Below are 13,617 nucleotides of genomic sequence, written 5' to 3' on the forward strand. Positions count from 1 at the left end.
GTCAGAGGCTATTAAATACGCGGTTTTCCTGCTCCTGAACGCGGATAAACGTCGTGCGTTTCGTCAGCTCTTTCAGGCGGGAAGCACCAACGTAGGTGCAGGCAGAACGCAGACCGCCGAGGATATCGCGCGCCGTGTTTTCGACCGGACCACGCAGTGGCAGCTTAACGGTTTTGCCTTCCGCCGCACGGTATTTCGCGACACCGCCCACGTGACGGGTCATCGCGGATTCAGAGCTCATTCCGTAGAACAGCATGAATTTCTCGCCGTTCTCTTCCACCACGGTACCGCCGCTCTCTTCGTGGCCTGCCAGCATGCCGCCGAGCATCACGAAATCCGCGCCGCCGCCGAAGGCTTTCGCGACATCGCCTGGCATGGTGCAGCCACCGTCGCTGATGATCTGGCCGCCCAGACCGTGCGCAGCGTCAGCGCATTCAATTACCGCAGACAGCTGCGGATAACCCACACCGGTTTTCACGCGCGTGGTGCAAACGGACCCCGGGCCAATGCCAACTTTTACAATGTCGGCCCCGGAGAGGATCAGCTCTTCACACATTTCACCGGTCACCACGTTGCCCGCGATGATGGTTTTGGTTGGCCAGGCCTCACGTGCCTTGCTGACGAACTGAACGAAATGCTCGGAATAACCATTTGCCACGTCAATGCAGACAAAATTCAGCGCCGGATTGGCGTTCAGGATCTGTTTGGTTTTCTCGAAATCTGCATCAGAGGTACCGGTCGAGACCATCACATGCTTCACCACGTCAGCCGAGGCGGAGGCGACAAACGCATCCCACTCTTCAGCGCTGTAGTGTTTGTGTACCGCAGTAAGGATGTCGAATTGCGCCAGTGCGGTAGCCATCTCGAAGGTTCCGACGGTGTCCATGTTGGCCGCGATAATCGGCACGCCAGACCACGTCTGACCGGAATGCTTAAAGGTGAATTGACGTTCGAGTTCAACGTCTGAGCGACTTTTCAGTGTAGAGCGTTTAGGGCGGATAAGAACGTCTTTGAAACCTAACTTCAGATCTTCTTCGATACGCATGTGCGGATTCCTGGGGTTAGAGGCAAATATATTAAAAGCACAACTCCAGTGACGCTATCATACGCACTAATACCTGCTCCGCAAGACTGCGAAATTCTCTTTTTTTACGCTACAATCCTATAAATTTACCTGGTAAAAAGCGGGTAAAGAGAGCTAAACATTGGCTGTTGTAAGTTTGAATTTCAAGCAACTGATTTTAAAACTGAATAATTCCCAGGATCTGATTTAATGGGGTATATCGTCGCATTAACCGGCGGCATCGGTAGTGGTAAAAGCACCGTTGCGCACGCGTTTGCTCGTCTCGGCATCACGATTATCGACGCCGATATCATTGCCCGTCAGGTGGTAGAACCCAATACACCCGCCTTAAACGCCATCGAAGCGCATTTTGGTCGCCGTGTGATACAGGCTGACGGCACCCTGAATCGTCGGCAGCTGCGTGAGTGCATATTTTCCGTTCCAGCGGAAAAAGCCTGGCTTAATGCCCTGCTCCACCCCATTATCCACCAGGAAACTCAGCGTCAGATTGCCGCAGCCAGTTCGCCCTATGTGTTGTGGGTGGTCCCGTTACTGGTGGAAAATCAGCTTCAAAATAAAGCAGACAGAACGCTGGTGATTGACGTTTCCCGCGAAACGCAAATCAAGAGAACCATGGCGCGTGACCATGTTTCTCGCGAGCATGCTGAACAAATTCTTGCCGCACAGGCCACGCGCGAAGCGCGCCTCGCCTTTGCGGATGATGTTATTGATAATAACGGCGCACCAGATGCCATTGCATCGGATGTTGCTCGTCTGCACGCGCAGTATCTGACCTTCGCCGCGCAGGCCGTTGCACAGGAAAAACCATAATGTCGACTCATATCCTTTTTGAGCACCCGCTTAACGAAAAAATGCGTACCTGGCTACGCATAGAATTTCTTATTCAACAGCTTTCACAACATCTGCCTGTCAACGATCACGCCACCGCGCTGCATTTTTTCCGCAACGTGGGCGATCTGCTGGATGTGATTGAACGCGGCGACGTCCGCACTGAGCTGTTGAAAGAGCTGGAGCGCCAGCAGCGTAAATTACAGGCCTGGGCCGAAGTACCGGGCGTGGATCAAAGTCGAATTGACGCTTTACGCCAGCAGCTAAAAAACAGCAGCACGACCCTGATGGCCGCGCCGCGCGTTGGCCAGTTTTTACGAGAGGATCGTCTGATTGCGCTGGTGCGCCAGCGCCTGAGCATACCGGGCGGATGCTGTAGCTTTGACCTGCCAACGCTGCATATGTGGCTGCACATGCCGCAGGAACAGCGCGATCGCCAGGTGAACAGCTGGCTGGGCAGCCTGGAGCCGATGAATCAGACGTTATCCCTGATCCTCGATCTTGTGCGTAACTCTGCCCCGTTCCGCAAACAAACCAGTCTCAACGGTTTCTATCAGGATAACGGCGACGACGCCGATCTTCTGCGCCTGAACCTGTCTCTTGGCGAGCAGCTTTACCCGCAAATTTCCGGGCATAAAAGCCGTTTCGCGATCCGCTTTATGCCGCTGGACAGTGAACATGGCACCGTGCCGGAACGCCTCGATTTTGAACTGGCCTGTTGTTAAGGAGTGCCAATGTCTGACGTAACCACCGTAAACTGCCCAACCTGTGGGAAAACTGTCGTCTGGGGAGAAGTGAGTCCATTTCGCCCATTCTGCTGTAAGCGCTGTCAGCTTATAGACCTGGGCGAATGGGCGGCGGAAGAGAAACGCATTCCGAGCGAAGGCGATCTCTCGGATAGCGATGACTGGAGCGAAAACCAGCAGTAACGTTCAAAGCCTGCTGGCGCGTCGCTTAGCAGGCCTACGGTTGTGCGGCCAGCCGGAGGATCACAGGCTCATTGGCAGGCGGGAATTTTTCCGCATCGCTGGCCTGAAGCTCAATCCAGTTACCCGGCTGCCCCTCTTTTCCCCACGGCTCACCTTCCCAGTTTTCAACCAGCCAGAACCACAGCGTGATGTGACGATCCGGAAACTGGTACTCCAGCTTATCGAACAGCGTTGCGCCAAGCGGGGTGATCCCCACCTCTTCCTGAAGCTCACGCACCAGCGCCTGCTCCGGCGTTTCACCTGATTCGATTTTTCCGCCGGGGAATTCCCATTTGTTGGCCATGTGCGCATCGGCGTCACGTTGGGTAATGAAGATCTGATTTTGCGGGTTGCGAATGATCCCGACAGCAATTTGCAGTGTTTTCATCATGTCACTTCCATAAAAAAGGCGCAGATATCTGCGCCTTTTCGGTTTGTTATGTTCTTAGCTCAGGCGGCCGTGGCACGCCTTGTATTTTTTGCCGGAACCGCATGGGCACGGATCGTTACGACCGACTTTACGATCGCCCGTCTGCGCTGCGATTGCCGCTGCGGCTTCGCTCTCATCGGTCTGATGGCTCAACTGCTGCATCTGTGCCAGACGCTCAGCTTCTTCACGACGCTGCTGCTCCATCGCTTCCACTTCTTCCGGCATACGCACCTGAACTTTGCTCAGGGTGCTGATGACTTCATACTTCAGCGACTCCAGCATGGCAGCAAACATGGAGAAGGATTCACGCTTGTACTCCTGCTTCGGATCTTTCTGCGCATAACCACGCAGATGGATACCCTGACGCAGGTAGTCCATTGCCGCCAGGTGCTCTTTCCACAGGGAGTCCAGGGTCTGCAACATTACGCCTTTCTCGAAGTGACGCATCATCTCTGCGCCAACCACTTCTTCCTTACGCTTGTAGACGTCCAGCGCGGTTTCGTAGATACGCTCGCGAAGGGTCTCTTCGTGCAGCTCAGGCTCTTTGTCCAGCCACTCTTTGATTGGCAGTTCGAGATCGAAGTCGTTTTTCAGACGTTCCTGCAAACCTTCGATATCCCACATCTCTTCCAGAGACTGCGGCGGAATGTGCGCGTCGATAGTGGCTTTGAACACATCTTCGCGAATGCTGTTGATGGTTTCGCTCACGTCGGACACGTCCAGCAGTTCGTTACGCTGGGTGTAGATCGCACGACGCTGGTCGTTGGCAACGTCATCATATTCCAGCAGCTGCTTACGAATATCGAAGTTGCGGCTTTCCACTTTACGCTGGGCGTTGGCAATCGCTTTGGTAACCCACGGGTGCTCGATCGCTTCGCCAGGTTTCATGCCCAGTTTACGCATCATGCCGGACACACGGTCAGAGGCGAAAATACGCATCAGCGCATCTTCCATAGACAGATAGAAGCGGGAAGAACCGGCATCACCCTGACGACCTGCACGACCGCGCAGCTGGTTATCGATACGACGAGATTCATGACGCTCGGTACCAATGATGTGCAGACCACCGGATGCCAGCACCGCGTCGTGACGCACCTGCCAGTCGGCTTTGATCTGCGCGATTTGCTCTGGGGTTGGGTTTTCCAGCTCCGCCACTTCGGCCTGCCAGCTACCGCCGAGCATAATATCGGTACCACGACCCGCCATGTTGGTGGCGATGGTTACGGCAGCCGGGTAACCCGCCTGCGCAACGATATCTGCTTCTTTAGCGTGGAACTTGGCGTTCAGAACGTTGTGTTTGATGCCTGCTTTGGTCAGCTCGTTAGATACCACTTCGGATTTCTCGATGGAGATGGTCCCCACCAGTACCGGCTGGCCCTTCGCGGTACGTTCGCGAATATCTTCAATGATCGCCTGAATTTTTTCCGCTTCAGTCATGTATACCAGGTCCGGCATATCCTTACGGATCATCGGACGGTTGGTAGGTACTACCACGGTATCCAGCTTATAGATGGAGCTGAACTCAAACGCTTCGGTATCTGCGGTACCGGTCATCCCCGCCAGCTTCTCGTACAGACGGAAGTAGTTCTGGAAGGTGATGGATGCCAGCGTCTGGTTTTCGTTTTGAATATCCACGCCTTCTTTCGCTTCCACGGCCTGGTGCAGGCCATCGGACCAGCGACGTCCCTGCATGGTACGGCCGGTGTGTTCATCGACGATGATGACTTCGCCGTCTTTAACGATGTAGTCAACGTCGCGGGTGAACAGGGCGTGCGCGCGCAGTGCGGCCGTTACGTGGTGCATCAGCATGATGTTGCTCGGGGAGTACAGAGACTCGCCCTCTTCCATAATGCCTTCAGCCACCAGCAACTCTTCGATTTTCACCAGACCGCGTTCGGTCAGGTTGACCTGACGCGCTTTTTCATCCACGGAGAAGTGACCTTCACCCTGGAAGGTATCGGAGTCTTCTTTCTCCTGACGCAGCAGGTGAGGAATGATTTTGTCGACTTTACGGTACATCTCGGAGCTGTCTTCGGCCGGGCCGGAGATGATCAGCGGGGTACGCGCTTCATCGATCAGAATGGAGTCAACCTCATCCACCAGCGCATAGTGCAGTTTACGCTGGACGCGCTCTTCCGGGCTGAACGCCATGTTGTCGCGCAGGTAGTCGAAGCCGTATTCGTTGTTGGTGCCGTAGGTGATGTCCGCGTTGTAGGCTTCACGCTTGGCAGGTGCCGGCAGGCCGGACATGTTAATGCCCACGGTCATGCCGAGGAATTCGAACAGTGGACGGTTGTTTTCTGCGTCGCGCTGCGCCAGATAGTCGTTGACGGTAACAACGTGAACGCCCTTACCCGTCAGCGCATTCAGGTAAGCCGGCAGCGTTGCCGTCAGGGTTTTACCTTCACCGGTACGCATTTCCGCGATGCAGCGCTCGTTGAGCACCATCCCGCCCAGCAGCTGCACGTCGAAGTGACGCATGCCGAACACGCGTTTACTGGCCTCACGTACAACGGCGAAGGCTTCCGGGATCAGGCTTTCTAAGGTTTCACCTTTCTCCAGACGCGCACGGAACTCCGCGGTTTTCGCTTTCAGCTCATCATCAGTGAGCTTCTCCATCGCCGGTTCCATACCGTTGATGACGTTCACAGCTTTGCGCATGCGGCGCAGGGTACGATCGTTACGACTACCAAAAACTTTGGTTAACAATTTGATTAGCATAATAAATTCTCAAACGCCCCAGTCGGGCAGATAAATTAAGGTATTGAAAAAGGTTAATTTAGCTGAGGCGTTGAGGCCCGGCACGGATGCCGTGAACCTGGCTAATCCATGTCGAAACAGAGAAGGATGCAGGGGAAACAAAATCCGTTTGCGCCGTCTGATTTACGGTCACTGGCGGCTGGTTGTCCTGCGTCAGAAGCGCATTAAGCGTATCGAGCAGGGCAAGATGCTGAGCCTGAACCGGCAGCGTTTCTTCCGCAACAGGCATCGTCTGCGGCGCCATCGCGAACGACAGATGGCGGATAACCGTGCGAATCGCGTGCTGCTGCCAGTAATCAACGGAGAAATTGGGACGGCGGCTGGCTTCAAGCCATGCGAGATTAGTGAAGTTAACCCGTGTGGTGAGATCGTGTTTGGTCGTCGTGGAACGTGCTGGCGTGGCCGCGTCTGCGCTGTTGCTGAGCACAGGCAAGCCGAAACTCGCCGCGACCATCCCCAATAAGAGATGCGGCCAGAAGTAACGTCTGCCAAATTGTCGCCAGCGCGTCAGTATTCCGCTCACTTGCTCCACCACGTTCGCCCGCCAGTGCAGGCTGAGTTCAGTTATTCTTTTTTAGCGCCCAGATATTACCACTAAAGCCAATACACGGCAGCAGGAATGACACCTTGCAGCAGGTAAAAACGGTCAATAATGCAGCGAACACACCGTTATTCGGCACCCGACACAGGCCAGGGGTGAGGGGGACAAATTAAAGAAGGGCAGAAATAAAAACGACTGGCTTCCCTGGTCGGAGAGAGTACCAGGTGAACCAGTCGCTTTTCTTACGAAACGGCTTTAACCGTTACGCCAGGACCATAGTCGGGGCTTTGAACGCCAGCGGCAGTTCAGCTTCGTCTTCGAAGGTCACATATTCCCAGGCTTCCTGTTTTGCCAGGACGGCCTGCAACAGTTTGTTGTTCAGTGCATGACCGGATTTAAACGCGGTAAATGCACCAATGATGTTGTGACCACACATGAAGAGGTCGCCGATCGCGTCCAGCATTTTGTGACGAACAAATTCATCTTCAAAACGCAGGCCGTCTTCGTTCAGTACGCGATAATCGTCAACAACGATGGCACAATCGAAGCTGCCGCCCAGGCACAGGCCGCGGGATTGCAGATATTCGATATCACGCATAAAGCCGAAGGTACGTGCTCGGCTGATCTGACGCATGAACGCATCCGCAGAGAAGTTCATCGCATAGCGCTGAGTGCTGGAGTCAATCGCCGGATGGTTAAAATCGATGGTGAAGTCCAACGAGAAACCATTGTACGGTTTGAATTCAGCCCATTTGTCGCCATCTTCGACGCGAACGGTCTCTTTAATGCGAACAAATTTCTTCGCGCAGTTCAGTTCTTCGATGCCGGCATCCAGCAACAAATAAACGAACGGAGCAGCACTCCCGTCCATAATCGGGATTTCTGGCGCATCGACTTCAACCATAATGTTGTCGATACCCAGACCCGCCAGGGCGGCGTTCAGGTGCTCTACGGTAGAAATCCGCACGTCATGCTCGTTCACCAGACAAGTACAGAGCATAGTATCACGCACAGATTTGGCATCGGCCGGAAAATCTACCGGTGGATTCAAGTCGGTGCGACGATAGATGACCCCGGTATTGGCCGGCGCAGGGCGTAACGTCAGTGTGACTTTCTTGCCGGTATGTAAACCGACACCCGTCGCCTGAACGATACGTTTAAGTGTCCTTTGTTTGATCATCGTATAATCTCGCCAAATTAACTATCCAACCGAGAGTGTATATCACTAACGGTGGGCCAGTTTAGCACAAAGAGCGCAAATCCCCAAATTCCAGCCAATTCTTAGTCAGCTTGCTTACGCAGGAACGCCGGGATATCCAGATAATCTGGCTCTTTTGCCGTTTGTGGAGTCGGGTCGTTCACCACTTTCGCAGCGGGTTTTTGCTCCTGAGTCAGAGGCGCCATACCGTGCTGCTGGTAACGATCCATAACCGGCTGCTGAGTCTGTTTGTTGGTCACCAGGGTGATCTCAGGACGCTTGTCCATACCGATACCGGTGGCCACAACGGTCACACGCAGTTCGTCGTTCATTTCCGGATCAAGGGACGTACCGATAACGACGGTCGCGTTGTCAGAGGCGAACGCACGGATGGTGTTACCCACGGTTTCGAACTCATCCAGACGCAGGTCAAAGCCAGCGGTAATGTTGACCAGCACGCCGCGCGCACCAGACAGATCGATATCTTCCAGCAGTGGAGAAGAGATCGCCATTTCAGCGGCTTCTTCCGCACGGTCTTCGCCGCTCGCCACGCCAGAGCCCATCATCGCGTAGCCCATCTCGGACATCACGGTGCGAACGTCTGCAAAGTCAACGTTCATCAGACCAGGACGGGTAATCAGTTCAGCAATACCCTGAACCGCGCCTTTCAGCACGTCGTTTGCCGCGCCAAAGGCGTCCAGCAGAGAGATACCGCGACCCAGCACTTTCAGCAGCTTGTCGTTCGGGATGGTAATCAGAGAGTCCACGTGCTTGGACAGCTCGGTGATACCCTGCTCCGCGAAAGCCATACGCTTCTTACCTTCAAAGTTGAAAGGCTTGGTCACGACAGCAACGGTCAGAATACCTAAATCTTTAGCGACTTCCGCCACAACGGGTGCTGCACCGGTACCTGTACCGCCGCCCATACCCGCTGCGATGAAGACCATGTCTGCACCGTCCAGTGCAGCGCGCAGCGCTTCACGATCTTCTTCAGCCGCGTTGCGGCCCACTTCCGGGTTAGCCCCTGCTCCCAGACCTTTGGTGATGCCACCACCGATCTGAATCGTCTGGCCAACAGCCGTTTTACGCAGCGCCTGCGCATCGGTGTTCACCGCGAAGAATTCAACACCTTCGATGCGCTCGCGCACCATGTGCTCTACGGCGTTACCGCCGCCGCCACCGACGCCGATGACTTTAATCACCGCGTCGTTGGTTAATTCCATAGGTTCAAACATAATCTCTCTCTCCGTTGTGCCTGTCGCCCGAGACCGCTAATTCTCTCCGGTCTCTTAAAAAAATTAAAACTCTTTTCGCAACCAGGTGTTAAGTCGTTTGACCCAAGACCCCACCGAGACGCGTTTTTCCACTTCTGCTTCACCACTCAAATGGGATTCTTTCCCGTAGTGCAGCAGGCCCACGGCCGTTGAGTAATACGGCTCCTGAGCGTAATCCGTTAAACCGGTAATATTCAGCGGCGCACCAATACGCACCTGCGTATGGAACACGCGCTGAGCGCAGGCCGCAAGACCTTCAATTTGCGCTGCCCCGCCGGTTAATACAATCCCCGCCGCGAGATGATGTTTCACACCCTGCTGGCGAAGCTGTTCCTGTAACTGCAAAATCTCTTCGTTGACCAGGTTGAGCAGCTCGGTATAACGCGGCTCAATCACCTCTGCCAGCGTCTGGCGTTGCAGGCTGCGCGGCGGTCGCCCGCCTACGCTCGGCACTTCAACGCTCTCGTCTTTGCCGACGATAGAGCCCAGCGCGCAACCATGGCGCACTTTAATCGCCTCTGCATCGCTCGGTGGCGTACCAAAGGCGTAAGCGATATCGCTGGTCACCACATTCCCGGCGTACGGGATCACTTTGGTGTGGCGTAACGCACCGCCGGTATAGACGGCCATGTCCATTGTACCACCACCAATATCGACCACACAGACGCCCAGTTCACGTTCGTCTTCGGTCAGCACGGAATAGCTCGCGGCAAGACCGGCGAAAATGAGTTGGTCAACTTTCAGGCCACAACGTTCAACGGCTTTTACAATGTTCTTCGCCATATCGTTGTGACATGTGATCAGGTGCACTTTTGCCTGCATACGCACGCCCGAGAGACCGACCGGATTCTTGATGCCTTCCTGGTAGTCGATCGCGTATTCCTGCGGGATCACATGCAGCACACGGTGCTCGTCGCGAACACGCACGGATTTCGCCGTGTGGACAACGTTCTCAACGTCTTCCTGCGTCACCTCTTCTTCAGAAATCGGCACCATACCGATTTCATTCTGGCAGCTGATGTGCTTACCAGACAGGGCCAGATAGACAGAGGAAATCTGGCAATCTGCCATCAATTCAGCCTGGTCGATGGCGCGCTGAACGCATTTCACCACCGACTCAAGGTCGTTTACCCCACCTTTATCCATACCACGGGAGGGGCAGCTGCCCACGCCAATGATATTGACCATACCGTCGGGCAGAACTTCCCCTACCAAAGCGGCAACCTTCGCGGTGCCAATCTCCAGTCCTACTACCAATTTTCTGTCCGTCGACTTGATCATTGTTGTTCTGCCTGTACCTGTGCCTGATTTTGTTGCTGATTAGGTTCCTCGACCGGAGCCGGCTCCCAACCGACTGCTGCGCCTGAGTCATAGCGCAAATCAACGTAGCTTATCCGTTTGCCATCCGTCTGCGCCTGCTGCTGTAAAACCGGGTAAAGTTCTACAAAACGCGCCAGACGTTTCATTGTGTCGCCGCGGCCAAGATTGAGCTTAATGCCATTCGTTAGGGTCAACTGCCAGGAACGGCGCGCCGTCATCGCAGCATCTTTTAACGTAAAGCGATCCTTAGCCAGCACCTGCCCCATCTCACGAAAACCCTGCAATACTTCGTTTTCGCTGCCTTCCGGGCCATACAACATCGGTAAATTCTGCTTGTTGACACGATCGCTCGGGACGCTGAACGAATTTCCGTCTACGTCAACCATATGCTGATCATTCCAACGCGCAATCGGCACATATTCAACCAGATGAATCTTCAATTCATCAGGCCATTGTTTTCTGACACTCGCCTGTTTTATCCACGGCAGACGTTCAATCTGACTCTGGATAATGTTGACGTCCTGCGTCATAAAGGTGCCAGGCGACCCAAGCGCCAGAATCGACTGGCGAATGTCATCGTTACGCGTGTAGTGTCGCTCCCCGGTCACCACCAGCTTCGACAGCGGCAACCGCTGCGCGTCTTCCATCCAGCCCAGCACCATCCAGCCGCTGATAAACACGGTGCACAGCACCCCGAGCAGGAAGATGATCCCTGCAAGACGCGTTCCATTACTCCGGCGCGAAGAGGAGTATTCTTCTTCGTCATCGCGGTTGCGCGTGTTCAATGCAGCCTGAGACATATCAGCCCGCCTGGTCCAGAATACGTACGACTAACTGCGAGAAGCTCATTCCCGCCTGACGCGCCGCCATCGGCACAAGGCTATGGCTGGTCATACCCGGAGACGTGTTTGCTTCCAGCAGATAAAATTGCCCGTCACCGTCAAGCATCACGTCAATGCGTCCCCAGCCACGACATCCCAGCACATTCCAGGCTTTAAGCACCAGAGACTGTAATTCGGCCTCACGCTCTGCTTCAAGACCCGCTGGGCAGAAATATTGCGTCTCATCAGAGAGATACTTCGCCTCATAATCATAGAAGACTCCGGCGGGTTGGATGCGAATTGACGGTAAAATTTCTTCGCCAAGCATCGCGACGGTAAATTCCGGCCCGCTAAGCCATTTTTCAATCAGAACTTCTTCATCATGTTGAAATGCCAGTGCTAAAGCGTCAGCCAAATCTACAGCTTTATCGACTTTGGACATTCCCACGCTCGACCCTTCACGGCTCGGCTTCACAATAACCGGTAAGCCCAGTGCCGCAATGCGTGTATTAACGCTGTCCGACAGACCCATTTCATATTCACGACGCGTCAGTGCAACCCATGGCGCAACGGGCAGGTCCGCCCCCTGCCACAGCAGTTTGCTGCGCAGTTTATCCATGGAGATGGCGGATGCCATCACGCCGCTGCCGGTGTACGGCATCCCGATCAGCTCCAGCAGCCCCTGCAACGTGCCGTCTTCACCGCCGCGACCGTGCAACGCGATAAAGGCTTTATCGAAGCCCATCGCTTTCAGCTGCGTGACGTCCACCTCTTTCGGATCAACCGGATGCGCGTCCACACCACCTTCACGCAGGCCCGCCAGCACGGCAGCGCCCGAATTCAGAGAAACCTCGCGTTCGGCGGAAGTGCCGCCAAACAGGACAGCAATCTTATCAGCCATGACGCTCGTCCTCCTGAGTTTGCGGCTTCAGTTTGATTTCAGCTAAGGTACGGGCGATTTTGCCGATATTTCCCGCGCCCTGAATCAGGATCAGATCGTTACCCGTCAGGACCGGGGCAAGCATTTCAGCCACCTGAGCCGGGTCGGGAACCAGAATAGGATCCACTTTACCGCGTCCACGGATGGTACGACATAAAGAACGACTGTCCGCACCCGGAATCGGAGTTTCACCCGCTGCATAAACATCCAGCATCAGCAGGGTATCGACCTGCGAAAGGACGTTGGCAAAATCGTCATACAGATCGCGAGTACGCGTGTAACGGTGCGGCTGGAAGATCATGACCAGATTCTTTTCCGGCCAACCCGCGCGTGCCGCTTTGATGGTTGCGTCCACTTCCGTCGGATGGTGACCGTAGTCGTCTACCAGCATCGCAGAACCTGGCTTACCGTTTACCGGCTCCAGCGGGAATTCACCGAGGAAGTCGAAGCGACGGCCCGTCCCCTGGAAGCTTTCCAGTGCGCGCAGGATCGCTTCATCGTCAATGCCTTCTTCTGTCGCAACAGCCACCGCCGCTGCCGCATTCAGGGCGTTGTGACGTCCCGGAGCGTTCAGGGTGACATGCAGCAGGTCTTTATCCTGACGCGCGAGGGTGAAATGCCCCTGCGCACCGATCTGCTTGTAATCTTCTACGCGTACATCCGCGTCTTCGCTGAAGCCGTAGGTCGTAATTTGACGCCCGACGCGCGGCAGCAGCTCGCGAATAACCGGATCGTCCACGCACATCACCGCACGGCCATAGAACGGCAGGTTGTGCAGGAAGTTAATAAAGGTCTGCTTTAAGTTCTCGAAGTCGCCCTGGTAAGTGTCCATATGGTCAGCTTCGATGTTGGTGACGATCGCCACCATCGGCTGTAGATGCAGGAACGACGCATCGCTCTCATCCGCTTCCGCAATCAGATAACGGCTGTGGCCCAGACGCGCATGCACGCCAGCGGCTTTCACCAGACCACCGTTAACGAACGTCGGGTCGAGACCCGCTTCCGCATAAATGCTGGAGACCATCGCTGTTGTGGTGGTTTTACCGTGCGTACCGGCCACCGCAATGCCGTGACGGAAACGCATCAGTTCCGCCAGCATTTCCGCGCGACGGATCACCGGGATGCGCGCCTCATGCGCCGCAACGATTTCCGGGTTATCCGCGGAGATAGCGCTGGACACCACAACCACGCTCGCATCGCTCACGTTTTCCGGGCGATGATTGAAATAGATAGTCGCCCCCAGCGACGCCAGCTGCTGCGTAACAGGGTTTGGCGCCAGGTCAGACCCGCTGATCTGATAGCCTTCGTTAGCTAACACTTCGGCAATACCGCCCATGCCAGCACCACCGATGCCGACAAAGTGAATGTGCCGGACGCGACGCATCTCGGGCACGATAGAACGCAGTTTTGCCAGTTGTTGTGTATTCATTCTCTAAACGCCATCGACTACTTC

13 protein-coding genes are annotated in these 13,617 nt (G+C 55.0%); 3 read left to right on the top strand and 10 right to left on the bottom strand.

Translation table 11 applies throughout. The features are described from left to right. Nucleotide 1: 1 nt before the first annotated feature. Nucleotides 2-1,045 (bottom strand): GMP reductase, encoded by a 1,044-nt coding sequence (locus ACOTYH_RS12705; protein WP_017383777.1) that lies wholly within the window; start codon nucleotides 1,043-1,045, stop codon nucleotides 2-4. Between the two features lie 228 nt (nucleotides 1,046-1,273). On the opposite strand from ACOTYH_RS12705, the gene coaE reads away from it, so the two are divergent. Genes coaE through yacG form a run of 3 tightly spaced genes read left to right on the top strand, consistent with a single transcriptional unit; the run spans nucleotide 1,274 to nucleotide 2,841 of the window. Continuing rightward, nucleotides 1,274-1,894 (top strand): dephospho-CoA kinase, encoded by a 621-nt coding sequence (coaE, locus tag ACOTYH_RS12710; protein ID WP_421637773.1) that lies wholly within the window; start codon nucleotides 1,274-1,276, stop codon nucleotides 1,892-1,894. Next, the gene (zapD, locus tag ACOTYH_RS12715; protein WP_015572676.1) at nucleotides 1,894-2,637 is read left to right on the top strand and encodes a cell division protein ZapD; all 744 of its coding nucleotides are present in this window, start codon (nucleotides 1,894-1,896) and stop codon (nucleotides 2,635-2,637) included. The genes coaE and zapD overlap by 1 nt, the downstream gene beginning before the upstream one ends. A 9-nt stretch (nucleotides 2,638-2,646) precedes the next feature. After that, on the top strand, nucleotides 2,647-2,841 hold the full coding sequence (gene yacG, locus ACOTYH_RS12720; RefSeq protein ID WP_003856332.1) for a DNA gyrase inhibitor YacG: 195 nt from the start codon (nucleotides 2,647-2,649) through the stop codon (nucleotides 2,839-2,841). Between the two features lie 34 nt (nucleotides 2,842-2,875). Here yacG and mutT read toward each other — a convergent pair whose 3' ends face one another. The 9 genes from mutT to murC form a co-directional block, all read right to left on the bottom strand. Next, nucleotides 2,876-3,268 carry an 8-oxo-dGTP diphosphatase MutT gene (gene mutT / locus ACOTYH_RS12725; RefSeq protein WP_063933562.1) on the bottom strand — a complete coding sequence of 131 codons (393 nt, stop codon included), beginning with the start codon at nucleotides 3,266-3,268 and terminating at the stop codon, nucleotides 2,876-2,878. 57 nt (nucleotides 3,269-3,325) lie between these two features. After that, the gene (secA, locus tag ACOTYH_RS12730; protein WP_015572673.1) at nucleotides 3,326-6,031 is read right to left on the bottom strand and encodes a preprotein translocase subunit SecA; all 2,706 of its coding nucleotides are present in this window, start codon (nucleotides 6,029-6,031) and stop codon (nucleotides 3,326-3,328) included. Between the two features lie 58 nt (nucleotides 6,032-6,089). Next, a complete protein-coding gene (gene secM, locus ACOTYH_RS12735) occupies nucleotides 6,090-6,593 on the bottom strand; it encodes a secA translation cis-regulator SecM (protein ID WP_032103219.1) in 504 nt (167 codons plus the stop codon). A 280-nt stretch (nucleotides 6,594-6,873) separates the two neighbouring features. Continuing rightward, nucleotides 6,874-7,791, bottom strand: a complete 918-nt coding sequence (gene lpxC, locus ACOTYH_RS12740) for a UDP-3-O-acyl-N-acetylglucosamine deacetylase (RefSeq protein ID WP_003856337.1) — start codon at nucleotides 7,789-7,791, stop codon at nucleotides 6,874-6,876. A gap of 101 nt (nucleotides 7,792-7,892) precedes the next feature. Further along, nucleotides 7,893-9,044 (bottom strand): cell division protein FtsZ, encoded by a 1,152-nt coding sequence (gene ftsZ / locus ACOTYH_RS12745; protein WP_003856338.1) that lies wholly within the window; start codon nucleotides 9,042-9,044, stop codon nucleotides 7,893-7,895. A gap of 63 nt (nucleotides 9,045-9,107) precedes the next feature. Beyond that, nucleotides 9,108-10,364: a cell division protein FtsA gene (gene ftsA / locus ACOTYH_RS12750; RefSeq protein ID WP_003856340.1), complete on the bottom strand. Its 1,257-nt coding sequence runs from the start codon at nucleotides 10,362-10,364 to the stop codon at nucleotides 9,108-9,110. After that, the gene (gene ftsQ / locus ACOTYH_RS12755; protein ID WP_003856342.1) at nucleotides 10,361-11,203 is read right to left on the bottom strand and encodes a cell division protein FtsQ; all 843 of its coding nucleotides are present in this window, start codon (nucleotides 11,201-11,203) and stop codon (nucleotides 10,361-10,363) included. Before ftsQ ends, ftsA begins: the two co-directional genes overlap by 4 nt. Before the next feature lies 1 nt (nucleotide 11,204). After that, on the bottom strand, nucleotides 11,205-12,125 hold the full coding sequence (locus ACOTYH_RS12760; protein WP_015572671.1) for a D-alanine--D-alanine ligase: 921 nt from the start codon (nucleotides 12,123-12,125) through the stop codon (nucleotides 11,205-11,207). Then, a complete protein-coding gene (gene murC / locus ACOTYH_RS12765) occupies nucleotides 12,118-13,593 on the bottom strand; it encodes a UDP-N-acetylmuramate--L-alanine ligase (RefSeq protein ID WP_003856345.1) in 1,476 nt (491 codons plus the stop codon). Before murC ends, ACOTYH_RS12760 begins: the two co-directional genes overlap by 8 nt. Nucleotides 13,594-13,617: the final 24 nt, after the last annotated feature.

Source organism: Enterobacter cloacae complex sp. SHL001 (assembly GCF_049236825.1).
Taxonomy (GTDB): Bacteria; Pseudomonadota; Gammaproteobacteria; order Enterobacterales; family Enterobacteriaceae; genus Enterobacter; species Enterobacter hormaechei_C.

Excerpts from the sequence above, each read along its gene's own strand:
- coaE (WP_421637773.1), top strand. The coding sequence starts at position 1,274 with ATGGGGTATATCGTCGCATTAACCGGCGGCATCGGTAGTGGTAAAAGC.
- secA (WP_015572673.1), bottom strand. The coding sequence starts at position 6,031 with ATGCTAATCAAATTGTTAACCAAAGTTTTTGGTAGTCGTAACGATCGT.
- ftsZ (WP_003856338.1), bottom strand. The coding sequence starts at position 9,044 with ATGTTTGAACCTATGGAATTAACCAACGACGCGGTGATTAAAGTCATC.
- ftsQ (WP_003856342.1), bottom strand. The coding sequence starts at position 11,203 with ATGTCTCAGGCTGCATTGAACACGCGCAACCGCGATGACGAAGAAGAA.
- zapD (WP_015572676.1), top strand. The coding sequence starts at position 1,894 with ATGTCGACTCATATCCTTTTTGAGCACCCGCTTAACGAAAAAATGCGT.
- yacG (WP_003856332.1), top strand. The coding sequence starts at position 2,647 with ATGTCTGACGTAACCACCGTAAACTGCCCAACCTGTGGGAAAACTGTC.
- mutT (WP_063933562.1), bottom strand. The coding sequence starts at position 3,268 with ATGAAAACACTGCAAATTGCTGTCGGGATCATTCGCAACCCGCAAAAT.
- ftsA (WP_003856340.1), bottom strand. The coding sequence starts at position 10,364 with ATGATCAAGTCGACGGACAGAAAATTGGTAGTAGGACTGGAGATTGGC.
- ACOTYH_RS12705 (WP_017383777.1), bottom strand. The coding sequence starts at position 1,045 with ATGCGTATCGAAGAAGATCTGAAGTTAGGTTTCAAAGACGTTCTTATC.
- ACOTYH_RS12760 (WP_015572671.1), bottom strand. The coding sequence starts at position 12,125 with ATGGCTGATAAGATTGCTGTCCTGTTTGGCGGCACTTCCGCCGAACGC.
- lpxC (WP_003856337.1), bottom strand. The coding sequence starts at position 7,791 with ATGATCAAACAAAGGACACTTAAACGTATCGTTCAGGCGACGGGTGTC.
- murC (WP_003856345.1), bottom strand. The coding sequence starts at position 13,593 with ATGAATACACAACAACTGGCAAAACTGCGTTCTATCGTGCCCGAGATG.